The sequence below is a fragment of the Alphaproteobacteria bacterium genome (genome assembly GCA_039980135.1).
Lineage (GTDB): Bacteria > Pseudomonadota > Alphaproteobacteria > UBA6615 > UBA6615 > UBA8079.
Genome location: JBDXCV010000009.1, coordinates 642,954 through 668,067, shown reverse-complemented (window position 1 = coordinate 668,067; position 25,114 = coordinate 642,954). Strand labels below are relative to the sequence as shown.

The following is a 25,114-nucleotide window of genomic DNA, read 5'->3' as shown; positions in this document are numbered from 1 at the left end:
ATAGTCACCGCCTTTTTCGCGGGCGCATTCGTGCGTCGCGCATTGTGGCGAGTTTGGAGATTGAGATCATGAACGCGGTGATGCCGAATTACGGTAATCCGACCGTCTCGTTCGAGCGGGGCGAGGGCGTCTATCTGTTCGACACGGAGGGCCGTCGCTATCTCGATTTCGCGGCCGGAATCGCCGTGAATTCGCTCGGGCACAGTCACCCGGCGCTGGTGAGCGCATTGAAGGAACAGGCCGAGCGGCTCTGGCATGTCTCCAACCTGTACGCCATTCCCGACCAGGTCAGGATGGCCGAACGCCTGTGCGCGCTGTCCTTCGCCGATGGGGTGTTCTTCTGCAACTCCGGCACGGAGGCGATGGAGGGCGCGATCAAGGCGGCCCGGCGGTTCCATGCCAAGAACGGTCACCCGGAAAAATGGCGCTCCATCACACTCGAAGGTTCGTTCCACGGGCGGACCATCGCCATGCTGTCGGCGTCCAAGAACCCGAAGCATCTGGATGGCTTCGGCGATCCGGCGGACGGGTTCGATATCGTGCCGGTCCACAACATGAACGCGTTGCGCGATGCGATAACGCCCGAGACGGCGGCGATTGTCGCCGAACCGATCCAGGGCGAGGGTGGCCTGCGACCGCTCGCCGAAGATTATCTGCGCGACCTTCGTGCGGCCGCCGACGAGTTCGGGCTGCTCCTGGTGTTCGATGAGGTGCAAACCGGGTTCGGCCGGACCGGAAAGCTGTTCGCCCATGAATGGTCGGGCGTGACACCGGATGTGATGGCCTGCGCGAAGGGCATCGCGGGCGGCTTCCCGTGCGGTGCCGTGCTGGCGACGGATGCGGTTGCGTCCTCGATGACCGCCGGGTCTCACGGCAGTACCTTCGGCGGCAATCCACTGGCGATGGCGGTCGCGAATGCCAACTTGGATGTGCTGACATCCGATGAGTTCCTCGACAATGTCGTTCACGCGGGCGATGCGATTCGCGCCGGTCTGCGTGACATCGCCGGCCGGTATCCGGGAATCATTGCCGATGTACGCGGCCAGGGACTGATGATCGGCATGGTCGTCGATCCGGCATTCACGAACGGTGAACTGGGTGACGCGGCGCGCGACGAGGGGCTGCTCACGGTCGTCGCCGGTGAGAATGTGTTGCGCATGCTGCCGCCGCTGATTATCGGCGAGAGCGAGATTGCAGAGGCGCTCGATGCCATCGAAAAGGCATGCGCAGTGCTGGCAAGTGCCGACGATGCCTGAGCCGCGGGACTTTCTCGATCTGGATCAGATCGATGCCGCCATTTTGCGGGACATCATCGATGTCGGCGCCCGGATAAAGGCATCGGGCGAACGCACCCCGCTGCTCGCCGAGCGGACCCTCGCCATGGTGTTCGAGAAACCCAGCACGCGCACGCGGGTGTCGTTCGAGGTGGCCATGCAGACCCTCGGTGGCAGCGTTGTCATGCTCGAGCCGAACGGTTCGCAGCTCGGTCGCGGCGAGACCCTGGCCGATACGGCACGCATCCTGTCTCAGTATGTCGATGCCATCATGTTCCGGACATCGTCCGTCGCGAATCTCGAGGAGATGGCCGAGGCGGCGACCGTGCCCGTGATCAACGGGCTGACGGACCGGTCGCACCCCTGCCAGATCATGGCTGATATCATGACCTTCGAGGAGGAAGTCGGCCCGATCGCGGGCAAGACGGTCGCGTGGAGCGGTGACAGCAACAATGTCGCAAATTCGTGGATTCATGCTGCCGCGCGCTTCGGGTTCGAGTTCCGTGTTGCATCGCCCCCGGATTTGCGCCCGCCGCAGGATATCCTCGACTGGGCCGACGCCAATGGCGGGAACATTTCCGTCATGGAGGACCCTGTGGCTGCGGTGTCCGGCGCGGATTGCGTGGTGACGGACACCTGGGTCTCCATGGGCGACAAGGATGCCGACAAGCGACGCGCCTTGCTGGCGCCGTATCGCGTCGACGCGTCGTTGATGACAAAAGCCGCGCCCGGGGCGGTGTTCATGCACTGTCTGCCTGTCTATCGCGGTGACGAGGTGACGGCAGAGGTGGTGGATGGCCCGCAATCCGTTGTCTGGACGGAAGCCGGGAACCGGCTCCATGCGCAGAAGGGCATTCTTCTCTGGTGCCTGCTCGGGAGTGCGGCCTTTGCCTGATGCGGGTGGCAACTCGGATCGGCGGGCGCCGGGCCAGCCGGGTGATGATCTTATTCAGCCGTTCCAGCTTGATTCCGGCGATGACGGAGAAGCCAGGCTGAGCGGCCGTCTGGCCCGCCTCGGTGTGGCCGTCGATGATGTGCTGAACCGGCACGACTATCCCGAACCGGTTGCGGTACTGCTCGGCGAGGCGCTGGCCCTGAGCGCGACACTGGCCGGGGCGCTCAAGTTCGACGGTATTTTCACCCTGCAAATTCAGGGCGACGGTCCGGTGTCGCTTTTGCTGGCAGACGTACAGACCACGGATGGTGCGGAACGCTATCTGGTCCGTGGATATGCCAAGTATGACGACGAAGCCCTGGCCGCGCACGACGCCGAGGACAGCCTTCTGGGCGAGGGGTATTTCGCGCTCACCGTCGATCAGGGCAAACATACAGAGCGTTATCAGGGCATGGTCGAGATCACCGGCAGCACGTTGGCGGAATGCGCACAGCACTATTTCCGCCAGTCCCAGCAGATGGACGCTGCCATCACCCTGTCCGCCGGGCGGACGGGGCCGGGGGGCGCGTGGCGTGCCGGCGCCATCATGGTGCAACGGATCGCCGACGATCCGAATGTTCAGCTCCCATCCGACGACGGCGACGATACCTGGCGTCGGGTAATGATGCTCATGGCGACGGGTACGGAAACCGAAATGCTCGATCCCGCATTGCCCGCCGAGCGTTACTTGTTCCGTCTGTTCCATGAGGAAGGCGTACGCGTGACGGACCCGCGCCCGGTTGCCCGGGGGTGCCGCTGTTCGTCGGACCGGGTGTTCAATGTCCTGGTCCAGTTGCCGCGCGAGGATCTCCACGATCTGGCCGTTGACGGCAATCTCGAGGTGACCTGCGAGTTCTGCAGCGAGATTTACAGTTTCACGCCCGAGGCCGTCGAGGCGCGGGCCGCCGAAATAGCGGACAAACCTGCGCCCAACCCTGTCATCGAATCGCCCGAATCTTCCGCTAAGTGATCTACTGGAGATTAACTAGCGGGATAATGGGGGTGTTTCATGTACCATTTTGACAGGCGCACCGCGCTGGCCGGGCTGTCGGGCCTGCTGCTCGCCGGCTGTACGGCACCATCGCCCGCGCCGCGATACCCTGAACTGACCTTTACCCATCTGCCGCCCATTCGTCTCGATGCGGCCAGCCTGGAAATCGTGGAGGCGTTCAAATCGCCCTTCGCGGCGCCAAATGTCGAGCATCTGATGCCCGTTTCGCCGGCGGCGGCGATGCGCCGTTGGGCGCAGGATCGGCTGAAGCCCGTCGGCAAGGGCGGTCGGATTGTATTCACCATTGCCGATGCCGGTGTCACCGAAACCACCCTGGCCCCGACACCCGGTGTGCGCGGCGTTGTCACCAAAGACCAGTCCGAGCGCTACGACGCGAAGCTGATTGTGAGCATCTCGGTCGATGTGGGTGACAATCGACGCCGGGGTGAGGTCGGCGCGGAGGCCATGCGCAGCCGGACAGTGGTCGAGGGAATTTCTCTCAACGAGCGCGAGAAAATCTGGTTCGAGATGACCGAGGGTCTGGTCATGGATATGGACGGTGAACTCGAAACGGCGATCCGTTCGTTCCTGCAGCTATTTCTGGTCCCGGCGTCCTAGGCTTCGGACGTCTGGGTTTCCCGGCTTACGGAATCGGCGCCCCGGAAACGCACCAGGCCTGTAATCTGTCGAGGAAGGCTGCGCAGTATTCGAGCTCCTTTTCGGCAATCCACTCATCGGGCTGATGCGCCTGCGCGATATCGCCGGGGCCGCACAGGACCGTTGGAATTCCATGCTGCTGGAACTGGCTGGCGTCGGCCACATAGGCCGCCGTGTGGGTCGCGTTCGCACCGGTCAGATGGCGCACCAGCCGCTCGGCCGGCGAGCCCGGGTCCGCGCGCAGGGGCGGCACGGCTGCGAGCGGCGAGAGTTGGACATCGCCATCCGGATGTTCGGCCTTGATCTGCGGCCGTAAATCTTCGTCCAGAAACGCCCGCACCCGGGCCTCGATCGCGTCCGCGTCGGTTTCGGGCAAGGGGCGAAATTCCCAGGACACAACGCAGCGCTCGGCGATGATATTCAGCGCTTCGCCGCCTTCGATCTGCCCGATATTGAAGGTGGTCCAGGGCGGGGTGAATCCGCTTTCAGGCATCGCGGCGGCCTCGGCCTCCGCGGTGAGGCCGGACAGGAAGGCGATGAACTCACTGGCAAATCCGATGGCGTTGGCACCGAGATGCGGCGCGCTGGAATGGGCCGCAACACCCGTGAAGACCGTCTCGAAGCCGCGGATGCCCTTGTGGGCCGTGACGATCTGCATATTCGTTGGTTCGCCGACAATCGTGAGCGCCGGCATCGGCACGGCGTCACCGAGGCGCGCGATCATCCGCCCCACGCCACGGCACCCGACCTCTTCATCATAGGACAGGGCAATGTGAATCGGCGTTTGCAGGTCGGCTGTCGCCAGTGCCGGCGCCTTGTCCAGCACGGCGGCGATGAAGCCCTTCATGTCCGCCGACCCACGCGCATACTGGCGAGCTTCGCCGTCGACGGTGCGCGCGGTTAGTTCGAAGGGATCGCTGGTCCAGTCCTGGCCGGTCACCGGCACCACGTCTGTGTGGCCCGACAACACGACCCCGCCTTCACGCGCCGGCCCGATCGTGGCCAGCAAGTTCGATTTGGATCCGTCATCGCTTTCGATACGTTGGGACGCCACGCCGTGGCGCGCCAGATAGTCCTCGATGAAGGAGATCAGCTCGAGATTGGACCTGTGTGAAGTCGTGTCGAAGCCGACCAGCTGGGCCAGAATTTCAATGGCGCGGTTCGACTCCCCCGGCATGATCAGCTTCTCCAGAATGCGGGCGTCAGGATGACCAGCACCGTAAACAGTTCGAGGCGTCCGAGCAGCATGCCCACCGAAAGCATCCATTTCGCCGCATCGGGCAAATCCGCGAAGGTGCCTTCCGGGCCGATGACCGGGCCCAGTCCGGGGCCGACATTGGAAATCGCCGTGGCCGCGCCCGAAAGGCTTGTCAGGAAATCCAGTCCGAGCGTACTGAGCCCAAGGGCCAGAAGAATGAAGACGAGGATGTAGAAGAACACGAACCCGAGGACCGACAGCGCGATTTCTTCGGTGATCGGGTTCCGGTTGTAGTGGGGAATGAACACGCCGTGAGGTTGCAGCAGGCGTTTGACCTGCATCGTCGCGATCGCATAGAGCACCTGGAAGCGGAATATCTTGATGCCGCATGTGGTCGAGCCGGCGCAGCCGCCGATGAACATGATCACGAAGAATATGATCAACGTAAAGCTGCCCCAATTGTCGAAGGCGGCGGTGGCATAACCGGTGCCTGTGACGATCGAAACGCCGTTGAAGGTCGCCGTCCGGAGGGCAGCGCCCAGCGGCATCTCATGCGTGAAGAACAGGCTCAGGCTGATGATCGACATGATCGCCACGACAATGGCCAGAAACCAGCGGACCTGGGAATCGTGCAACAGCCCCATGGGGCGGCCGCGCGCGGCCTGCAGGTAGAGGACGAAGGGCAGCGAGCCGACGATCATGAAGACGATCGCGATGATTTCGATGCCGGTGTGATCGAAGATGCCGATGCTGTTGTCGGAGGTCGAGAATCCGCCGGTTGCGATGGTCGTCATCGCATGGGCGATGGCATCGAAACCGGGCATACCGGCCAGCCAATAGCCGAGCGCACAGACCAGCGTCAGCCCCAGATAGATCGACCCGATGGCCGTCGATGTCTGCGCCGCGCGGGGCAGGACCTTCTCCGACGTGTCCGAGCTTTCGAGGCGGAATATCTGCATGCCGCCGACCTGCAGCATCGGCAGGACGGCGATCGCCATGACGATGATTCCGATCCCGCCGAGCCATTGCAGAAGGGCGCGCCAGAGCAATATGCCCGGTGGGGCGGCGTCGAGCCCGATGATCACCGTCGAGCCGGTCGTCGTGATTCCCGACATCGCCTCGAAGAACGCATCGGCGAAGCTCAGATTCAGGCCGGCGAACACGAACGGCAGGGCCGCGAACACGGTCAGCCCGAGCCAGCTTGCGGTGGTCAGGACAAAGGCTTCCCGGATGCCGACCTTCATATCGCCGCCGCGCATCGTCAGGATCAGCGACACGCCGATAAACAATGTCAGGCCCGCGGATGCGAGGAAGACCTGCCAGTCATCGTTGCCACTGGCGGCATCGACCAGCGCCGGCAGGAACATGGCGATCGATAACGTGGTGAGCAGGATGCCCAGAATGAAGAGAATGGGTCGGAAATCTAGCAATTGGATCTCTCGTGGCCCGGTGAGTGCCCGTGGTTCGAAACTGTCGACGGGCTGGTGTGCGGCGGATGATTGGTGAAAACCGGTGGTCTGTCCAGCGCCGGAATCAGATCAGGATGAAGCGCCCGGCGAGATATTTCCGATGAACGACAGAAATTCGCGCCGGGTATCGGAGGATTCGCGGAACGCGCCGAGCATCCGGCTGGTCACCATGACCACGCCGGGCTTGTGGACGCCGCGGGTCGTCATGCACTGATGTTCCGCTTCGATCACGACCGCGACGCCTTTCGGGCACAGCACATCATTGATGCAGTTGGCGATCTGGGCGGTCAGTTTTTCCTGAATTTGCAGGCGTTTGGCGTAAGCCTCCGCGACACGCGCGAGCTTGCTGATGCCGACCACCCGCTTTTCCGGCAGATAGCCGATATGAATCTTGCCGAGGATCGGTGCCAGATGGTGCTCGCAGTAGGATTCGAGCCGGATGTCGCGCAACACGACCATCTCGTCATAGCCCTCCACTTCCTCGAATGTTCGTTCCAGATATTCGAGCGGGTCCTCGCGATAGCCGGCGAAGAATTCCTCAAACGCGCGCGCCACCCGCGCCGGTGTGTCGACCAATCCTTCGCGCGCGGGGTCATCGCCCGCCCAGCGCAAAAGCGTGCGGACGGCATCTTCGGCCTGGGCGCGATCCGGCGCTGGCGTTGTGTTTCCCGGCTTGTCGTCTGGCATGGTTTGTTCCGATTTATCCGGCCGCGTTGGCCGCCAAAGGCAGCAGGCGCGGCGATCAGTTCGGGCGCACGACCTGGTGCGGGCTGTCGAGCGAGAATGCGGGGATATTGATCTCGAGCAGGTCACCATCATCGGTCTGCATCTGGTAGGAGCCGACCATGATGCCTGACGGTGTGGCGAGAGGGGTGCCGCTGGTGTACTCGAATGTCTCGCCCGGCTCGAGCACCGGTTGTTCGCCGACGACCCCGGACCCGCGCACTTCCTGGACCAGCCCGTTGGCGTCAGTGATGTGCCAGTAACGCGACCGCAGTTGCACGGTTTCGGGGCCGCAATTCTCGATCCGGACCTGGTAGGCCCACACGAAATGGTCCTCGTCGGGCTCGGACTGGTCCTCGAGAAAAATGGGGGTCACCGTGACCGAGATGTCCTTGGTCGTCTGGTTGTACATCTGATCGTAGATATCTTCGTACATCGCTTGTGCCTGAATCCGGTGTTGCGACGCACATTCGTGCGTTTCAACGGAAATTTCGGGGCGATTTGGCTACATGACGACACAAAAGTCCACCCTGTCGGCCCGTAACATTGTTGCCGTGCGAATCCCGGTCGCGGTTGCGCGGCCCCGGATCGTTGACTATAGAGTCGGGCGCCCAATGCGGGTGTAGTTCAATGGTAGAACGGCAGCTTCCCAAGCTGCATACGAGGGTTCGATTCCCTTCACCCGCTCCATTTGGCCTTTTGTGTTCGATCGCCGGGTCATCGTCGTGAGCGCAAATCGCAACGCGTAGCGGGACCGCGCGATGGATACCCAGACAATTGCCATTGCGGGCGGCGGAATCGGCGGCTTGTCCGCCGCGCTGGGGCTGTCCAACAAGGGCTTCGACGTCGTCGTCCTCGAAAAGGCGTCGGCGTTTGGCGAGATCGGGGCGGGAATCCAGCTCGGGCCCAACGCGTTCCACGCCCTCGATTATTTCGGTGTCGGCGCCGCCGCGCGGGAAAAGGCCGTTTTTATCGAAATGCTGCGCCTGATGGACGCGGTCAGCGGTGAAGAGATCATCCACATACCCCTCGATGAGCCCTTCCGGGAGCGGTTCGGGAACCCCTACGCGGTGATTCACCGGGCCGATCTCCACGGGGTGCTGCTGGACGCCTGCCGGGCGAGCGGGAATATCGAGCTTCGGGTCAATTGCGAAGTCGAGGGGTATACTCAGGACGCCGCAGGCGTGTCGGTCGGGCTGGCCGGCGGAGAGCGGCTTACGACCGACGTTTTGATCGGTGCGGACGGGCTTTGGTCGAGTTTACGCGGACATGTGGTCGGCGACGGGGCGCCGCGCGTGTCGGGGCATTCCACCTACCGTTCGGTCATCCCGTTTGAGCAAATGCCCGAAAAACTGCGCTGGAACGCCGCCACGCTGTGGGCCGGCCCGAAGTGTCACATTGTCCATTACCCGCTGTCGGACTGGAAATATTTCAATCTCGTCGTGACGTTTCACAATAATGCGCCGGAACCTGTCGCGGGCAAGCCGGTCACGAAGGACGAAGTCCGTCAGGGCTTCGCCCATATTCATGAGGATGCGCGCCAGATCATCGAGATCGGCAATGACTGGCGGGTCTGGGTGTTGTGTGACCGTGACCCCGTCGAAAACTGGGTGGATGGCCGGGTTGCCCTGCTGGGCGATGCGGCCCATCCGATGATGCAGTATTACGCGCAGGGGGCGTGCATGGCGATGGAAGATGCGGTCTGCCTGTCGCATACGCTCGACACCCACCGGGCGGACCTTCACGCCGGTCTGACCGCCTACCAGGACCAGCGCCTTGTCCGCACCGCACGGGTCCAGATCGGATCGCGCGTGGTCGGCGATTTGATCAATCATGCCGAGGGCATGCATGCCCGGGTCCGCAATGAGATCATGCGCGCGATGAGTGTGGATGATTATTACGACCGGCTGGCCTGGCTCTACGGCAGCACCGGGCTGACCGACGCCACTTCCTGATTCTCAGGTCGCGATCCCGTCGATACCCGTGTCATACTTGGTTCACGCAAAACCAAGGAAAATGGAGATCACGATGAAGACAATCGAGATATCCCTCGAGGATATGCAATGCCGTGTTTCCCGGTTTCGCGAGTTGAAGCCGCTGCGGGCGGCAGAAAGCCTCGATATTCCGCAGGAAGCCAAGGATGTGATTTACGCGCGCGAGCTGCTGTCGGTGATCGGTCTGGGCGGTACGGAAGACACGCCGGTCAACCAGGGCGCGCCGATCCAGGGGTCCGGCGGTATCACCATGACGCACGCCGTGTGCCCGCCGGGCACCGGTCCGGAACTGCACAACCATCAGCAGACCTATGAGACATTTACCGTGTTGCGGGGCCGTTTCGAGGTGACCTGGAACGATGACGGGGGCCAGCGGATCGAGCTCGAAGAATTCGACACAATCTCGGTGCCACCGGGGGTGTGCCGGGCGTTTCGCAACATCGGCGACGATGAGGGTGTCCTGCAGGTGGTGATCAGCGGCGGTGTCCACGACATGACGGATATCGCGTTCACACCCGCGATAGCAGAGAAGCTCTCCGGTTTCGGCGACAACATCGTCGAGCAGTTCGAGGAACGCGGCCTGCGGTTCACCGCCGGGACGGACGCGGCCTGACGGCGACGTTACTTATCAGGCGATCGACAGAAGGGCGGCCGCGGGGCCGCCCTTTTTATTTCCCCCGTGGATTGAGGAGGATCAATGCCGCGCGCGGCCTTTGGGCCGACGGTGTGAGGACACCATGAAGGGAAATTGACATGAGCTATCAATCCATTTGCGTTGGTCTCTTGCGCAGCGATGCCCGGAACGAGGCGACGCTGGATGCCGCGATCCGGCTGGCCGCGGCACGGGATGCACATCTGACAGGCATGCTTTTGATTCCTCCGTTGAACATCCCGGTCTATGCGGCAATCCCGCTGCCGGATGACGTCATGACCAGTTACTACGAGGACGCGGACAAGGAAGCCGAAGGGTTGCGCGAGGTGTTTGAAACGCGGACCCGGGCGGCCGGCCTGGCATCGATCGAATGGCGCGGAGGAGCGCAGAACATCGTACAAAGCCTCCAGGATGTCGCACCGGTGACCGACCTGTTTGTCCTCACCCAACATGGCGGCGGCGACTATGGATGGCTGATCGGCGAGGCGAGCCTGGCGCTCGGCGCGCCGATCATGGCGATTCCGGAGGCCGGCAACTTCGAGAAAATCGGCACGTCGGTTCTGCTTGCCTGGACGCCGCGTCGTGAAAGCGCCCGTGCGGTACGCGACGCGATGCCGTTGCTTCAGGGGGCCGACCGCGTGGTCGTCTTCCGCGTGAATGCCGAGGATGACGGCCGTGACGTCGAGCTTGGCACCCATCTGGCGCGTCACGGGGTGAAGGCCGAGATCAAGCATGTGGCGGCCAAGGAAGTCTCTGTCGGCGACGCCGTCCTGAATGCGGTAACGGATGAAGGATGCGACCTCGTGGTGATGGGGGCCTATGGCCATTCGCGTGTGCGTGAACTGGCGTTCGGCGGCGTGACCCGGAATGTCCTCGAGCATATGACTGTCCCCACCCTGTTGTCTCATTAGCGGCGCGGCGGCGATGCTGCGGCCATGACCCGGCAACTCAAACGGGTGCTGACGCTGCCGCTCCTCACGATGTACGGCGTCGGCACCACTGTGGGTGCGGGGATTTACGTGCTGACCGGCAAGGTCATCGAGGTCGCGGGTGTTTTTGCGCCGCTGAGTTTTCTGGCGGCGGCGGGCCTGGCGGGATTGAGCGCCGCGAGTTTCGCCGAACTGAGCACACGCATGCCGCGATCGGCCGGCGAGGCGCTTTATGTGCGTGAAGGTCTGAGAACGCCCCGCCTGTCGGTGGTGGTGGGACTGTTGGTTGCGGCATCGGGTGTCATCTCCTCGGCGGTGCTGACCAAGGGCTTTACGGGCTATCTCGGGCTCGTGCTTGACTGGCCGGCACCTGTGTTCACCGCGATCCTGTTGGCGACGTTGGTTCTGCTGGCGATATGGGGCATTCGCGAGGCGGTGATTGTGGCGGCCGTGATCACGGCGCTCGAAGTCGCCGGCCTCCTCCTGGTGGTCTGGGTGGCGCGTGACGGACTGGCAGAAACCGGCGTCTGGGTCGATACGATCCTGGATGATGTGCGGCGACCGCCACTGGAGTTGCTTGCCTCGGGCGCCGTACTGGCGTTCTTCGCGTTCATCGGTTTCGAAGACATGGTCAATGTTGCGGAGGAAGTGCGCGATGTCCGGCACACGATGCCGCGGGCAATCCTCCTGACCCTGCTGATCACCGCGTTCCTCTATTTCATCGTGTCGCTCGTGGCGTTGTTGAGCATGTCAGGCGTCGACCTGGCCCAGAGCGATGCGCCCCTGGCCGATATCTATGCGCATGCGACAGGCGGGTCGCCCTTGCCGATCGTTTTCGTCGGCACGCTGGCGATCGTGAACGGGGCGCTGATCCAGATCATCATGGGATCGCGCGTTCTCTATGGACTGGCCGCGCAGGGGCAACTCACTGCTGTGTTCGCCAAGATCCATCCCACGCGTCAGACGCCTGCCGTCGCGACGCTCTTTGTCGGTTGCATGGTCGCACTGTTGGCCCTGTTCCTGCCGCTGGAAGCCATGGCGAGGCTGACATCTGTCGTGGTGTTGAGTGTCTTCACCCTGGTGAATTTTTCATTGGTTGCACTCAAGCGGCGCGGGATGTCCGCGGACCAACCTTCCTTCCGTGTGCCGATCTGGGTGCCTTGGAGCGGTGGTTGCGCGAGCGCCGGACTGGTCGTCTATCAGCTCGTGGCGTTTGTGCCCGGCGGCTAGGTCCTTCGGCGGAAATCCACCACGGTTGTCGCGCCTGACGTATCGCGCGGCCCCGCACTGTCCGGCACGGCCAAACATTCGACCGGTAGTCGGAACACGCGCCCGCCGGGGTCGGACCAACGCGTGTGGAGCCACCGGCTGGTCGGCGGCAACAGCGCCCGGACCCGATTGCATCGCGCGGCCTCGGCGATGTGCATCAGGCCGCCAAGCAAGTCCATCGCCAGATGCCGTTCGCGGGTGCGATCTATGATGACGATGTGATGTGCCCGCAAGACATTGTCGCACCCGGCTTCAGGAGACATGTCATAGGCCGCAAGTCCGCGAATATGGGTGTTGCGGGCGGCAAGCAGGATCCCGGGGGGCTGTTGATCGGAAGAATCCGTCTCGACGCGCGGTCCGGCGAAGTGACGCCACGCTTCGAGAGAGAGCCGAGGATCGGCCTCGCGCGCGAGGGGAAAGACCATGTCGATCCGGTCCGTCGTAAGTCCAAACAGATCCGTACGCTCGGCAGACAAGAATACCTCTGGGTTAAATTTCGTCGAGAATCATGAGAACATTTCCCAGAAAAGGTTCATTGAGGTGGCTCAATTGGATGCGTTCTATATTGAAAAAAGCTAATGTAATGACGATATCCGGGGTGCCAGCCGGCTCCCAAGAAAGAAAGCGTTATGCCTGACTCGCCAAAACAAGCGCAGAAGCGGCCACATCACAAATGTGAAACCTGCGATGTGCGCCACAAGGCCATGTGCGCCGCCGTTGATTATGAGAATACCGATCAGCTGCAGGCGATTGTCAGCCATCGCGACTATTCACCGGGGCAGGTCATTTTCGAGGAAGGCGACCCCGCCGACTATGTGTTCAATATCTCCGGCGGCGAAGTGCGCCTCTACAAGCTGCTGCCGGACGGTCGCCGTCAGGTCACGGGCTTCCTGACCCCCGGCGATTTTCTCGGACTGATAACGGCAAGTTCATACGCCTATGGCGCCGAGGCGATCGGTGCGGTCGAGTTGTGCTGCATGAAACTCAGCGGTCTCGAGCGTTTGCTTTCGGATATCCCGCCGGTTCGCGAACGGCTCCTCGATATGAGTCGTGACGAGCTGGTTGCCGCGCAGGAACAGATGCTTCTGCTGGGTCGCAAGACCGCACGTGAGAAAATTCTTTCCTTCCTGCTCTACCGGCATCGGCATCTGGACCGTACGGGCAGGGATGCGAGTATCGATCTGCCGATGTCGCGGACCGATATTGCGGATTATCTCGGCCTCACGATCGAGACCGTCAGCCGAACGTTCACGGCCTTGCGCGATGAGGGGCTGATCGAGCTGCCCAACCCGCATCACGTCATTTTCCCGGATCTCGATGCCGTCCGGGAAGCCGCCGAGGCCGCCTAGGCGCCGCACCCGGATGGGCCGGAAGGCTCCGCAGTTTCCGAACCGGTTTTGACGTGCGTCAAGCTGCGAACGGTACATTGCGCCTAGGCTGTGGGTCGACCCTTGGAAAACTACCGAAGGATTTCGATCGATGACCCTGCGCCGTATTCGCCTTGAGCTTGGACGCGACAGTGATTTCCCCGATGGCAGTGTGGAGCGCGGCTACGAGTTCGCGGCCCCGCTGACCGATGATGGACATCTGGATCGCGATGAGTGGCATGACGTGCGCGACAAATGCACGGTCCGCCGCTTCTGGCACAACGAGCCTGACGAAATCGGTCATCTGATCCATCGCGGCCGCGGCTGGGCGTTTCATTATGATGATGAACCGGCGGACGAGGATGAGCCCCTGTTCAAGCTCGATCGGCATAGCCTCGTGCAGGGTGAATATGTCTCGATCACGGAACATGACGGCGTGTTGCGCACATTCCGGGTGGTTCAGGTGCGCTGAAAGCGAAATGCCTGACGACGTGCCACCTCGGTCGCAATTCGCGCGAATGTGAGGGCGACATGGCTGCGCGATGTGAGTTGCATTCTGCATCGGCCGGTCCCGCCGGTCTGGCCGGAACGCGGACGAACCGTTGATCACATCTCGATTGTCTTGCGCCGCTTGTTCTCCAGTCGGATCGAGTAGTAGTTCCCGGCGAAGATGATCAGCGCGCCGATTAACACCGGCAACTGAGCGGTTTCGCTGTAGAGCAGCAGTCCGACCACCACGATAAGCGGCAGCCGCATGAAGTCCATGGGGACCACGATGGTCTGGTCCGCGATCGAAAGCGCTTTGGCCGTACAATAGTGGGCGGACAGGCCGACAACGCCGACCACGAACAGCCAGAACAGTTGCAGCCAGTCAGGGGTTACCCAGACAAACACCGACAGTGCGATGCCCATCGGCAACTGAATCACGGACATATAGAGCAGGATCGTGACCGGCGCGTCGGTGCGGGTCATGTATTTGGTGATCGTCAGGGTCATGGCGAACCCCACGGCGGCGCCCAGGACGGCCAGCGCGCCGTTATCGATAGCCACGACTCCGGGCCGCAGGATGATCAGGATGCCGATGAATCCAAAGGCCACAGCGACGATACGGCCCCGGTTCAGCCGTTCGCCCAGAAACAGAACGGCGAGGATCGTGGCCCAGATCGGGGCGGTAAACTCGATCGCGAAGACTTCGGCCAGCGGCAACAGCCCAATTCCGGTGATCCAGCCAAGCTGGGCGGCGAAGTGAACGAAATTGCGGCCGAACTGAAGTTTCAGATTGCCGGTCCGCCAGATTGCACGCCCCATGATCAGTGCAAAAGGCAGCAAGATCACGAGCGCACCGACGCTCCGGAACAACATGATTTCGAAACTGTGGATTTCGCCCGACAGTTCGCGCACCGCGATCGCCATCAAGGTGAACGACAGCAGCGTGCCCGTCATCCAGGCGACCGCTTGAAGAAGCGGCACCTGGGGTTTCGCCTGGGGTGGCAGCTGGGTTCTCATGTCTGAAAGGTCCGGCTTGCCGTCGCGCTGTGCGACCGGCGCGAGCTAACCTAACCGGTCGACCGAAAGTTCGTCGGCGACCTTGGCAAGGTTCTCGAGCAGCGGGTCGGGCAGGGGGATGCCGTTGGCCGTGCGATCCGCATAGGCCGCATGGGTGCCTTCACCCGGCAGTCGGACGCGTTCCACACCGGGCAGTGTCGGTGAGCCATGCATCTCCGCGATCACGGTGTCGACCTGCTTCTTGAAGTCGCCGACATCCATGAAGGCCGAGATGTTGACCGCCAGGTAGAATTGTCCGGTGTTGGTCGGCGACGCGGCGTCCGCATTCATGTCGACGACGTTCTTGCCGAAATGGGCACCGTTGAGGGTCCCCGCCAGGATGCCGAAGATCAGCGCCAGCCCGTAACCCTTGGGGCCGCCGATCGGCAGCAGATAGCCGGTATCCGCCTTGCTGGCGTCGGTCAACGGACTGCCGTCATGGCCGACCATCCAGCCCTCGGGCATCTCGATGCCCCGCTGAGCATAGACCTTGACCTTGCCGTAGGACGTCACGGTTGTGGCCATGTCGAGGACGATCGAATCTTCCTTGTCGGCCGGGACGGACACGGCGATCGGGTTGGTCGAGAGCAGCGACTCCGTGCCGCCCCAGGGCGGCAGATGGTTGGCGCTGCCGACCGCCACATAAAGGCCGATCATGTCATGTTCCAGCGCCATATTGGAGTAGACCCCGGCCGCACCGGCATGGTTCGAGCTGTGCAGGCCGGTCCAGGCGACACCGGCTGTTTTGGCCTTCTCGATCGCCACTTCGGCGGCCCTGTGGACGACGAGATGGCCCATGCCATTGTCACCGTCTATCAGCGCCATTGCGGTGCGTTCTTTCTCGATCCTGATGTCCGGTGTCGGGTTGAAGCCACCCGACTTGAGGCGCCCGATATATCCGGGCAGCCGGAAAATGCCGTGAGAGTCCTTGCCCAGCATATCGCCTTCGGCCATCAGGCGGGCCACGGTCGCGGCGTCGGCATCGGGCATGCCGGTCGCGGCGAAACACCGCGTCATGAAGGCTTCTATCTGCGCGCGGCTGTATCGCTGCATGGTGTTTGCGTCTGCCGGCATGCTCTCTCTCCCCAAAAACAAGAATTTGTTGGGCGCACAATAGCCAGAAAACACGCACCCCGGCGAGGGGGCAGGTGAATATACTTCTCTGCGAAAGTTAACGAACAGCCTTGCGCATGCCGGTGGGGCGCTCAACAGCTTCCACACGCGCGGTGGCTGGCTTTTGGCCGGTCGGTCTGGCCCGGGGTTTGCTGGCGCTAGGCCGCCGCGTCCACGTCGGTTCTCAGGCGTTCGGACGGGAGAATGATGGTCACCGACGTCCCGGCGCCCGGTGCGCTTTCGATCGTGAGGTGCCCGCCGTGGAGTTCAACGAACTTGTTGCAGATATGCAGCCCCATCCCGGTCCCCTCGAACTTGCGGTTGAGCCCGCCATCGACCTGCGCGAACGGCTTTTTCGCGATTTCGATTTCTTCCGAGGACATGCCCAGGCCCGTGTCCAGGACGGTGATCTGTAACGCGCCATCGGCCGCCAGCTGCGCCGAAATCGTCACATTACCGCCGGCCGGCGTGAACTTGATGGCGTTGTCGACGAGATTGTGCAGGACCTGGCGAATGGCGCGCTGGTTGGCGCGGAGCGACGGCAGATCGGAATGGGGATCAAACTGAACGCGAACGGTTTTGCGTGTTGCCTCGTCCTCCAGCATCGCCAGGCATTGTATGACCGTGGCAGCGATATCGATTTGCTCATCCGGCAGCTGGAGCTCCCCGGACTCGATTTTGGTGAGATCGAGAATGCCTTCGATGATGGTCAGGAGCTGATTGCCGGATTCGTTGATGTGTTGGGCATACTCCGTGTACTGGGGATCGCCGATGGGGCCGGCGATGTTGTTTCTGATTGCGTCCGAAAAACCGATGACCGCGTTCAGGGGCGTGCGCAGTTCGTGGCTCATATTGGTGAGGAAGTCCGACTTCATCCGGTTGGCACTTTCCGCCTCGACTTTGGCCGCCGCGAGTTTCCGGTTTCGCTTCTGCGCGATCTTGATCAGCCGGTTCTGCCGCGTCACCAGTATCTTCATGCCGTAGAGCAGGGAGCCGATCAGGGCCAGGGCGGCCAGCAGCACCGCGATGATCGCCGCGAACTGTTCGAGGATGGAAGATGTATTCGACGCCCCGCCCGACGTGCCGAGAAAGTCCGGAAGCGGGACACGAACGCTCTGGATACCGCGAACATCGCCGACCTTCCAGTCGATGCGCGGGCTTTCGGGGTAGCTGTTATGACACGCAACGCAGCTTGCCTTCATTCGAACGGCCTGGGCGTAACGCAATTCGGCCTGGCCGTCGTGATCCACCACCTGTACGAAATCTTCGGCCTGGCCGCCTTCCACGGCGGTGAGCGCAGCGGATTCGAAATTGTCTTGCGCGCCGCCCTCGGTGCGCCAGGGGAATGGATAGCTGCTCAGGAGGCGAAAATCACCGCCCGATGATGTGCGGCTGACGCTCTCACCGAGTTCGATCGTCAGTGTTGCCGGCAGCGGTATGGCGCCATCGAGATCGTGATACTCATGCGTGACCTTGGTGCCCGCCGCGCGGGCGCGCGGGACGACCACTGATGAGTAGTAGTTGCGGATCGAACTGATCGCGCGCGAATAGGAAATGGCCGCCTCGAGCGCGGTTGCCCGCCGTGTGCCGTCGACAATCGAGACAACCTGGTACGCCACGATCGCCGCCGTGAGTAGGGCGAGAACACTGACCGTGATCACCGGTCGGTATGTCGCGGCGTAGAATAGATTTTTCTTCAACATGGTTCATACGGACCGCCCGGGTATCACCGGCTCGGCATGCCTTTATTTTTCACTCACACAATGCGGCGAGATTTGTATGCGCCGATCCGTTAACAGGGGCCTAAGCTGGGCGGCCAAGCTGCGCATTTGCGGAGCAGTTTCTTTTGGTTAAATGTTCGGATGGCTATTCGCGCATCACCATGTGCGCGCGACGACGGGAGTGGGGATGGACGATCTTCGAAACGCGGCGGCAATCGCAGACCTGGCGCGCGATTTGCGCGAGAACAAATTGTCGGCAACGGCACTCGCCGACGCGGCGATCGCCTCTCATGACGCGGGCGACGCGACATTCTCGGCCTACAAGAGTTGGGAGCCGATGCGGTTTCGCGCCGAGGCCGATGTTGCCGATCGGGCCTTGGCGGTCGGGATCGATCTCGGGCCGTTGCAGGGGATTCCGATTTCGGTGAAGGATTTGTACGGTGTTCGCGGCTATCCGACCTTCGCCGGATCGCCGCGCGAACTTCCGGTCGATTGGCGTCACGAAGGCCCGGTCGTCCGGGCGCTTCGCGGCCAGCTCGCGGCGTTCTCAGGCAAAACGCATACCGTCCAGTTCGCCTTCGGCGCGCTGGGAACGAATCCCCATTGGGGCACGCCGCGCAACCCGTGGGATGCCAAAGATCACCGCGCGCCCGGCGGCTCCAGCGCGGGGGCGGGGGTAAGTCTCTGGGAAGGCTCGGCGCTGCTGGCGCTCGGCACCGACACGGCGGGTTCGGTGCGCATGCCCGCCAGCATGACCGGCACGGTCGGGATCAAGACCACCCAGGGCCGCTGGTCGACCGAAGGGATCACACCCTTGAGCCACACGCTCGATACACCGGGCGTGCTGGCGCGTTCGGTCGCTGATGGGGCGCTCGCATTCTCGGTAATCGACCCCGCGGCGAGCGGTGATCGGGAGCGGTTTCTGGCCGATATCGATACCGCGGTCGCGGGTGATTTCCGCATCGGCGTGTGCGAGACGTTTTTTGACGCGTGTGACCCCGGTGTTGCCGAGGGCGTTCACGAGGCGCTGGCGGAACTCGAAGCGGCGGGTGCGCGGATATCCAGGGTCGATATTCCCGACCTCGACGAAGTCGATGCAATTTTCCGGACGGGCGGATTGTCGTCGTTCGAATTTGCGAGTTTCATTCAGGACGTATTGCCGGACTTCCTTGCGGATATCGATCCGATGGTGGGCTCGCGCTTCGACAAGATGGCGTCACTGACCGCGGCCGAATACCAGGGGCGGTTGCGGCGAATGGCGGCGCTTTCAAAGGCCGCGCACGCTGCGATCGCCGATGTACATGCGGTGGTCGGGCCGACGGTCCCGATCACGCCACCGAAGATCGCCGATGTGCAGGACCCCAAGGCCTATATGAAAGCCAACCTGATGGCGGCGCGGAACACGACAGTGGCGAACCTGTTGGCGATGAGCGCCGTCACGATCCCCGTGGCGCTGGACGCGGCGGGGATGCCGGTCGGGCTTCAGATCAACTGCGCCGGGGGCGATGATGCACGCGCCGTGGCCGTCGCGCGGGCCTTCGAGAAGGTATTGGGGACTGCGCGGGAACGTCTCGGTATGCCGCCGCTGCTGTCCTAGTTCCGGCGCTATGCGCCGGCGCGTTCTGCTGCACGGTCGGCGACGGCGATGATCCGCTCCATCGTGCGCAGCACCGGTCGCTCGATCAGCTTGCCGTCGACCACGACGAGGCCGGTGTTCGCTTCGGCGAATGCCGTGACGATTCTTCGGGCATGGGCAATCTCGTCGTCGCCGGGTGAGAATATCTCGTTGATGATCGGGATCTGGTTGGGATGGATGGCGCCCTTGCCGGTGAAACCCAGATGCGCGCTGGCCCGGGCTTCCGTGCGCAGTCCGTCGAAGTCTTTCAGATCGAGCCACGGCACGTCGATCGCATCGACCCCGGCCGCCGCAGCCGCATGGACCACCCGCGAACGCGCATAGAGCAACGGCTCCCACGCATATTCACAGCGCAGATCCGCGGCGAGATCGACCCCGCCGAACAGCAGCGAGTCTATCCGGTGGCTGGCATGGGCGATGTCGTAGGCCGCCTCCAGCCCGTGGTTGGTCTCGATGATGATCTGCAGCCGGACCGGGAGGCCCAGTTCGTCGAGCTTGTCCGACACGCCCCGAACCTCTTCGGCGGTGTTGACCTTGGGCAGCATCAGGGCCGGCGGCGGCGATGGGGCTTCGTATATGGCCGCCAGGTCGGCGCGCCCGTAGTCACTGCCGAGTTCATTGACGCGCACGATCCGTTCGACGCCGTCGTCGGCCTGTGGCTCGGCAAATATCCCGAGCATGTTTTCGCGTGCATCGTCCTTGTCGTGGGGGGCGACGCCGTCCTCGAGCTCGACGCAGACGATGTCCGCTCCCGACCCAAGAGCCTTGGTGAACATCGACGGGTCGGTGCCGGGGGAGAAGATGAAACTGCGGCGCGGCTGAATGGGGGCTGGCATGGGTGATCCCGACGCGGTTGTGGTTCGTAGATACTCAAACACGCAAACGTCATGCGCATGTTTCGAGACACTCTTTCATTCGCTATGATCCGCGGAAAGCACGATTTGGCCGGGAAAAACCGGAACAAGTTTTTTGCGGTTGAGCGTCGCGATCAGACTAGCGGCATGTGATAAACCCGCACGCAGAAAAACAACAGGGAAGAAACGGCCCGAAATGTCAGCCGCCAAACCGACTGTCGCCATCCTGGTGACCATGGACACCAAGGCGCCGGAGGCGCTGTTCGTCGCATCATGCCTGGCCAATGCCGGCACCACGCCCTGGATCGTCGACCTCTCCCTGATGCCCCACGACAGTACCGGCGCCGACATGACCGGTGGTGACGTTGCCGAAGCAGGCGGACATAGCTGGGACGGCCTGGCGAAGATGGACCGGCGCGCGGCATCGGACGCCATGCTAGACGGCGCCATCAAGGTCGTGCGCGGCCGCTTCGATGCCGGCGAACTCGATGGCGCGATCGGCCTGGGCGGCGCCAACGGCACGACCATGGCCTGCGCGATCATGCGCGCGCTGCCTTATCTGGTGCCCAAGGCGATGGTGAGCGCGGTCGCCGCGACGGCTGCCGTGCAATGGTATGTGGCCGAGGCCGATATCGCCATGCACGCTTCGATCGGCGATGTGGCGCTCAACCGGATCACCAAGGCCGCGATGGAGAACGCCGCCGTTGGCGTGGCGGCTGCCGCGTGCCACCGGGCCAACAAGGCCGCCGAGACCGAAGATCATCCGCCGCTGGTGGCGATTTCATCCTTCGGGGGTACGGCGGGTTGTGTGGATCGCGCGCAGGCGCTGCTCGAAGCGGAGGGTTTCGAGGTCATTCTGTTTCACGCTTCGGGCATCGGCGGCCGGGCGCTCGAACGGCTGGCGCGCGAGGGCGAGCTGGCCGGTGTTCTCGACATTACCACCCACGAGCTCACGGATTTCGTGACCAACGGCGTGTATGACGCGGGCGGGGAACGCCTGACCGGTGCGGGTGCGATGGGGCTGCCCCAGGTCGTCGTGCCGGGCGCGATCGACCATTCGAACTTCTGGGCCGGGCAGGCACCCGAGCGCTATCGCGAGCGGGAATTTTTCCAGTACAACGCGCAGAATCTTCTGATGCGGACAAATGGCGATGAGATGGCCGAACTCGGCCGCGCCTTTGCCGAGCGACTGAACGCCGCCAACGGACCGGTTCGGGTGCTGATCCCGCTCGAGGGCTATAGCGAGCACACCAAGCGCAAGACATATGATTTGGCGGAGAACGAGTTGGGGTCGTGGAAACAACCCGAGACCGACCGGAAGTTCAGCCAGACCCTGAATGAGAATCTGACCACCGGCACGGTCGAAGAACTCCCGTGCCACATCAACGATGCCGCCTTCGCAGATGCCTGCGTGGCGGCATTTCTCGAAATCATCGGGTCCGCACCGGGCGGAACCCGCACATCCGGAGCAGCGTCATGAGCCTTTCCATTGAGGTCGAACATTTTGAAACCGACGTCCTGATCGTCGGTGGTGGTGCGGCGGCGACGATGGCCGCCTTCGAATGCGCCACGGCCGGCGTCAAGACGATCCAGGTCACCAAGGGCCGCGCGACCAGCGGCACGACGACGGTGGCGCGCGGCGGTTTTGCCGCGGCGATGGGCAAGGATGACAGCCCTGCCCAGCATCTGGACGACATCCTGAAATATGGTGGCGAGTTGATCGACCCGGAGATGGCACGGGCCTGGTGCGAGGATATCGTCCAGATCGTCAAGGATCTCGAGGAATGGGGCGCCGAGTTCATTCGCGGTGAGGATGGCGAACTCGACCTGAAGATGTTCCCCAACCATTCCCACCCGCGGGCCTGCCATCACTATGACACCACGGGCAATATGGTGACCAAGGTCCTGTCGAAGCGCCTGCGCGGCGACGACCGGATCGAGAAACACTCCCTGACCGCGATCGTCGATCTGGTGAAGCATGACGGCCGCGTCGTCGGCGCCTGGGGCGTCGACTACCGCAATGCCAAGCTGGTGACCTACACCGCCCAGCAGGTGATTCTCGCGACCGGCGGCGGCAGCGGCCTGTTCTATGTAAACGACAACCCGCCGCAGGTGACCGGTGACGGCTATGTCATGGGCTTTCGCGCGGGTGCGGATTTGCTGGGCATCGAGATGATCGATTTTCAGGCCATGTGCTGCTCGCCCGAGGAGCTGTTCGGTTTCGCACCTCATCCCACCGGCTTTATTAACGCCGGCGCGGTGTTCCGCAACGAAGAGGGCGAGGAGTTCCTCAAGCGCTACTTCCCGGACACGGCCGAGAAGTCGTCGCGCTCGGAAGTGATCCTGGCGATGGCCAAGGAAATTCATGCGGGCCGCGCGGGTTCGACGGGTGGTATCTACATGGATGCGACGGCGATTCCGATCGAGACCATCCAGAAGCAGATCCCGCATGTCTACAAGACCTGCCTGCACCGTGGCATCGACATCACCAAGACCCCGCTCGAAGTCGCGCCGGGCAGCCATACATGGCTCGGCGGGCTGGATGTGGACACTTATGGCCAGAGTTCGATTCCGGGCCTGTTTGCCGCGGGCGAGACAGCCGGCGGCATCCACGGCGGCAACCGGATCGGCGGCTCGGCCCTGGCCGCGTCGCTGGCGTTCGGCCGTCGCGCCGGCCGCAAGGCGGCCGAGCTCATCGGTTCCGAGCCGGTTTCGGTCCCGGCCCTCGGCGATAATGCGATTCCAGAGACGGAGCGCGAGTGGCTGAGCGGTCTCCTGGAGCGGGCTGATGGCCCGTATCAGGGTGATGTGCGGATGCATTGCCGGATGCTGGCCCATGACAAGCTGGGCCCGATCCGCGACGAGGCCACGCTGCGCGAGGCGCTCACCGAGTATGAGCGCATCGAGAATGAGGATTTGCGGAATCTGCGCCTGTCGGAAGAGGCACGCGATACGGGCAAGGGCCGGGGCGAGGAAATCGAGAGTGCGCTTTCGATCCGCAACCTGGCGCTGCTCGGCCGGATTCTCGCGACGGCGGCGCTGGAGCGCGAGGAAAGCCGCGGCGCGCACTACCGTCTCGATTATCCCGACACCAATGATGCCGACTGGCGCAAGGTGACGCGCCTGCACCGTACAGATGCGGGCGGAATCGAGTTCTCGACCGATCCGGTGAAAAATGAAACGGCGGCAGCTGAATAGGGTCCAATCTGCGCTTCGGCGGTCCTGGGCGAGGCACAAGTTCTGTGATGCTTGCGGCGCTGACCGCTGGCGGGAAATGTGCGAATTTGTCCGTGGATCGAATTGCGTGGCGCGATCCAATACATCCCTTTGATTGCGCCGCATAAACGGATATGGTCTGAGCTGAATATGCCTGTCAGGGTGGCGCGATGCAGATGATGCGGGATGGCCTCCGGTGGACTGGCTAGACTAAAACTGAAGCCTTAAAAAAAGTTCTAGGAGAAGAGAATGCGATACGGAACGGCGAATTTCGGCATTACCGGAGTCGATTGGCAGGAAAAGGTCAACTGGGACCGCCTGCGCAACTATCGCCTCGAGCGCGCCCGCGACATGATGAAGAAGGCTGGCCTCGGCGCCATGCTTTGCATGTATGACGAGAACGTTCGCTACATCACGGGAACGCTGACGCCGGGCTGGAACCGCCTGAAGCCGGGTCTGCGCTATGCGCTGCTGTGTGGCGATGCCGCACCGGTCCTGTTCGAGCAGGGTGATATCGGCATGCAGGTCGAGCGCCACGCGCCGTGGATCCCGCCCGAGAACATCCGTTACTCCTACGCCTGGATCAAGGGCGCAGCGGGCGGTGCCTCGACGCAGCAGGTGACCAAGTTCACCAACGCGATCAAGGAAGAGATGGCGCGTTTCGGTGTGGCCGGCGAGAAGCTGGGCGTTGATTTCGTCGACATCAACATGATGAACCACTTTGCCGAAGAGGGCATTGAGTGGGCGGACGGTATGTCCCCGATGATGGACGCCCGTGCGGTCAAGAGCAAAGACGAGCAGGAATGTGCCCGTATCGTTGGCGCGATCGGCGATGCGGCCCACTGGGAGTGCATGAAGTTTCTGAAGCCGGGTATCACCGAGAACCAGGTGACCGCGCACATCATGAAGTTCCTGTACGACATTCCGGGCATGGAAGATGTCGAGGACGTCATCGTTTCCTCGGGTCCGAACACCTGGCCGAACTGGCGTAACTTCGGTGACCGCATCATCCAGCCAGGCGACATCGTCTTCATGGATTTGGCGGCACTGACGTGGAATGGCTACAAGTCCTGCTACTACCGCACCTATTGTGTTGGCCGCGAGCCGACGCAGGAGATGAAGGATGTGTATGCCGAGGCGCTCGATTGGCTGCAGTCCTCGATGGAAGCGGTGAAGGTCGGTGCCTCGACCCGCGACATCGCCCTGAAATGGCCGTCCGCCAAGGAGGCCTGGGGTTACGAGGAAGAAGATCAGGCGGCCGCGAACCTGTGGGGCCACGGCCTGGGTCTTGCCCAGTACGATCCGCCCGTCATCTCGCGCATCTGGTCCCTCGATCATCCGATCGAGATCCAGGAAGGCATGGTCTTCGCGCTCGAGACGCAGCACGGCGTTCCGTTCAAGTTCGGCTGCCGCATCGAGGAGATGCAGATTGTCCACGCGGACGAGACCGAGGTCATCACCAACTTCCCGGTGAACCAGATCACGGTCGTCGACCCGATGCCGCACTAAATACGCGGTGTTGAGCTTCGGAACGGAGCTTAAAATTTGAATTGGTTCGGCCGGGCGGCACGA

The 25,114-nt window shown here is 62.7% G+C and carries 23 protein-coding genes and 1 tRNA gene; 15 read left to right on the top strand and 9 right to left on the bottom strand.

The window, feature by feature from the left end:
* Positions 1 to 65 precede the first annotated feature (65 nt).
* The 4 genes from ABJ363_13665 to ABJ363_13650 are packed head-to-tail and all read left to right on the top strand — an operon-like array spanning position 66 to position 3,817.
* On the top strand, positions 66 to 1,256 hold the full coding sequence (locus ABJ363_13665) for an aspartate aminotransferase family protein (protein ID MEP4380045.1): 1,191 nt from the start codon (positions 66 to 68) through the stop codon (positions 1,254 to 1,256).
* Entirely contained in the window at positions 1,249 to 2,169 is a 921-nt protein-coding gene (gene argF, locus ABJ363_13660; protein ID MEP4380044.1) for an ornithine carbamoyltransferase, read from the top strand. The genes ABJ363_13665 and argF overlap by 8 nt, the downstream gene beginning before the upstream one ends.
* Positions 2,162 to 3,178 carry an Hsp33 family molecular chaperone HslO gene (locus tag ABJ363_13655; protein ID MEP4380043.1) on the top strand — a complete coding sequence of 339 codons (1,017 nt, stop codon included), beginning with the start codon at positions 2,162 to 2,164 and terminating at the stop codon, positions 3,176 to 3,178. Before argF ends, ABJ363_13655 begins: the two co-directional genes overlap by 8 nt.
* 39 nt (positions 3,179 to 3,217) lie before the next feature.
* Positions 3,218 to 3,817 (top strand): hypothetical protein, encoded by a 600-nt coding sequence (locus tag ABJ363_13650; GenBank protein MEP4380042.1) that lies wholly within the window; start codon positions 3,218 to 3,220, stop codon positions 3,815 to 3,817.
* 25 nt (positions 3,818 to 3,842) lie between these two features.
* On the opposite strand, the gene argE is transcribed toward ABJ363_13650, so the two are convergent.
* From argE to apaG, 4 genes are all read right to left on the bottom strand, one after another.
* Positions 3,843 to 5,033 carry an acetylornithine deacetylase gene (argE, locus tag ABJ363_13645; protein MEP4380041.1) on the bottom strand — a complete coding sequence of 397 codons (1,191 nt, stop codon included), beginning with the start codon at positions 5,031 to 5,033 and terminating at the stop codon, positions 3,843 to 3,845.
* Between the two features lie 2 nt (positions 5,034 to 5,035).
* A complete protein-coding gene (locus ABJ363_13640) occupies positions 5,036 to 6,484 on the bottom strand; it encodes a TrkH family potassium uptake protein (GenBank protein ID MEP4380040.1) in 1,449 nt (482 codons plus the stop codon).
* A gap of 108 nt (positions 6,485 to 6,592) precedes the next feature.
* Positions 6,593 to 7,210 (bottom strand): GTP cyclohydrolase I FolE, encoded by a 618-nt coding sequence (folE, locus tag ABJ363_13635; protein MEP4380039.1) that lies wholly within the window; start codon positions 7,208 to 7,210, stop codon positions 6,593 to 6,595.
* 55 nt (positions 7,211 to 7,265) lie between these two features.
* Positions 7,266 to 7,658, bottom strand: coding sequence for a Co2+/Mg2+ efflux protein ApaG (apaG, locus tag ABJ363_13630; GenBank protein ID MEP4380038.1), 393 nt, complete (start codon positions 7,656 to 7,658; stop codon positions 7,266 to 7,268).
* Positions 7,659 to 7,862: 204 nt separating this feature from the next.
* Between apaG and ABJ363_13625 the strand changes: the two genes are divergently transcribed.
* The 5 genes from ABJ363_13625 (at position 7,863) to ABJ363_13605 (ending at position 12,051) form a co-directional block, all read left to right on the top strand.
* Positions 7,863 to 7,936, top strand: a tRNA-Gly gene (locus ABJ363_13625).
* Between the two features lie 71 nt (positions 7,937 to 8,007).
* Complete coding sequence (locus tag ABJ363_13620; protein MEP4380037.1) at positions 8,008 to 9,201, top strand: 3-hydroxybenzoate 6-monooxygenase; 1,194 nt, start codon at positions 8,008 to 8,010, stop codon at positions 9,199 to 9,201.
* Positions 9,202 to 9,274: 73 nt separating this feature from the next.
* The gene (locus tag ABJ363_13615; GenBank protein MEP4380036.1) at positions 9,275 to 9,853 is read left to right on the top strand and encodes a cupin domain-containing protein; all 579 of its coding nucleotides are present in this window, start codon (positions 9,275 to 9,277) and stop codon (positions 9,851 to 9,853) included.
* A 140-nt stretch (positions 9,854 to 9,993) separates the two neighbouring features.
* Positions 9,994 to 10,803, top strand: a complete 810-nt coding sequence (locus ABJ363_13610) for a universal stress protein (GenBank protein MEP4380035.1) — start codon at positions 9,994 to 9,996, stop codon at positions 10,801 to 10,803.
* 24 nt (positions 10,804 to 10,827) lie between these two features.
* Positions 10,828 to 12,051 carry an APC family permease gene (locus ABJ363_13605; GenBank protein ID MEP4380034.1) on the top strand — a complete coding sequence of 408 codons (1,224 nt, stop codon included), beginning with the start codon at positions 10,828 to 10,830 and terminating at the stop codon, positions 12,049 to 12,051.
* Here the strand turns inward: ABJ363_13605 and ABJ363_13600 are convergent.
* Positions 12,048 to 12,566, bottom strand: a complete 519-nt coding sequence (locus tag ABJ363_13600) for a hypothetical protein (GenBank protein MEP4380033.1) — start codon at positions 12,564 to 12,566, stop codon at positions 12,048 to 12,050. The genes ABJ363_13605 and ABJ363_13600 overlap by 4 nt on opposite strands.
* Positions 12,567 to 12,719: 153 nt before the next feature.
* On the opposite strand from ABJ363_13600, the gene ABJ363_13595 reads away from it, so the two are divergent.
* A complete protein-coding gene (locus ABJ363_13595; protein ID MEP4380032.1) occupies positions 12,720 to 13,439 on the top strand; it encodes a cyclic nucleotide-binding domain-containing protein in 720 nt (239 codons plus the stop codon).
* Positions 13,440 to 13,569: 130 nt separating this feature from the next.
* Complete coding sequence (locus tag ABJ363_13590; protein ID MEP4380031.1) at positions 13,570 to 13,929, top strand: hypothetical protein; 360 nt, start codon at positions 13,570 to 13,572, stop codon at positions 13,927 to 13,929.
* A 134-nt stretch (positions 13,930 to 14,063) separates the two neighbouring features.
* Here ABJ363_13590 and ABJ363_13585 read toward each other — a convergent pair whose 3' ends face one another.
* From ABJ363_13585 to ABJ363_13575, 3 genes are all read right to left on the bottom strand, one after another.
* Positions 14,064 to 14,963, bottom strand: a complete 900-nt coding sequence (locus ABJ363_13585) for a DMT family transporter (GenBank protein ID MEP4380030.1) — start codon at positions 14,961 to 14,963, stop codon at positions 14,064 to 14,066.
* A gap of 45 nt (positions 14,964 to 15,008) precedes the next feature.
* A complete protein-coding gene (locus ABJ363_13580) occupies positions 15,009 to 16,076 on the bottom strand; it encodes an Ldh family oxidoreductase (protein ID MEP4380029.1) in 1,068 nt (355 codons plus the stop codon).
* Between the two features lie 197 nt (positions 16,077 to 16,273).
* The gene (locus ABJ363_13575; GenBank protein ID MEP4380028.1) at positions 16,274 to 17,818 is read right to left on the bottom strand and encodes an ATP-binding protein; all 1,545 of its coding nucleotides are present in this window, start codon (positions 17,816 to 17,818) and stop codon (positions 16,274 to 16,276) included.
* Positions 17,819 to 18,023: 205 nt separating this feature from the next.
* Between ABJ363_13575 and ABJ363_13570 the strand changes: the two genes are divergently transcribed.
* The gene (locus tag ABJ363_13570; protein ID MEP4380027.1) at positions 18,024 to 19,433 is read left to right on the top strand and encodes an amidase; all 1,410 of its coding nucleotides are present in this window, start codon (positions 18,024 to 18,026) and stop codon (positions 19,431 to 19,433) included.
* 8 nt (positions 19,434 to 19,441) lie between these two features.
* On the opposite strand, the gene ABJ363_13565 is transcribed toward ABJ363_13570, so the two are convergent.
* Positions 19,442 to 20,308, bottom strand: coding sequence for a CoA ester lyase (locus ABJ363_13565; GenBank protein ID MEP4380026.1), 867 nt, complete (start codon positions 20,306 to 20,308; stop codon positions 19,442 to 19,444).
* A gap of 214 nt (positions 20,309 to 20,522) precedes the next feature.
* Here ABJ363_13565 and ABJ363_13560 point away from each other — a divergent pair, with 214 nt between their 5' ends.
* The 3 genes from ABJ363_13560 to ABJ363_13550 all read left to right on the top strand — a co-directional run bounded on the left by ABJ363_13560 (position 20,523) and on the right by ABJ363_13550 (position 25,051).
* Complete coding sequence (locus tag ABJ363_13560; GenBank protein ID MEP4380025.1) at positions 20,523 to 21,806, top strand: Tm-1-like ATP-binding domain-containing protein; 1,284 nt, start codon at positions 20,523 to 20,525, stop codon at positions 21,804 to 21,806.
* Positions 21,803 to 23,524, top strand: coding sequence for an FAD-dependent oxidoreductase (locus ABJ363_13555; GenBank protein ID MEP4380024.1), 1,722 nt, complete (start codon positions 21,803 to 21,805; stop codon positions 23,522 to 23,524). Before ABJ363_13560 ends, ABJ363_13555 begins: the two co-directional genes overlap by 4 nt.
* A 267-nt stretch (positions 23,525 to 23,791) precedes the next feature.
* Positions 23,792 to 25,051, top strand: a complete 1,260-nt coding sequence (locus ABJ363_13550; GenBank protein ID MEP4380023.1) for a Xaa-Pro peptidase family protein — start codon at positions 23,792 to 23,794, stop codon at positions 25,049 to 25,051.
* The last annotated feature ends 63 nt before the right edge of the window (positions 25,052 to 25,114 follow it).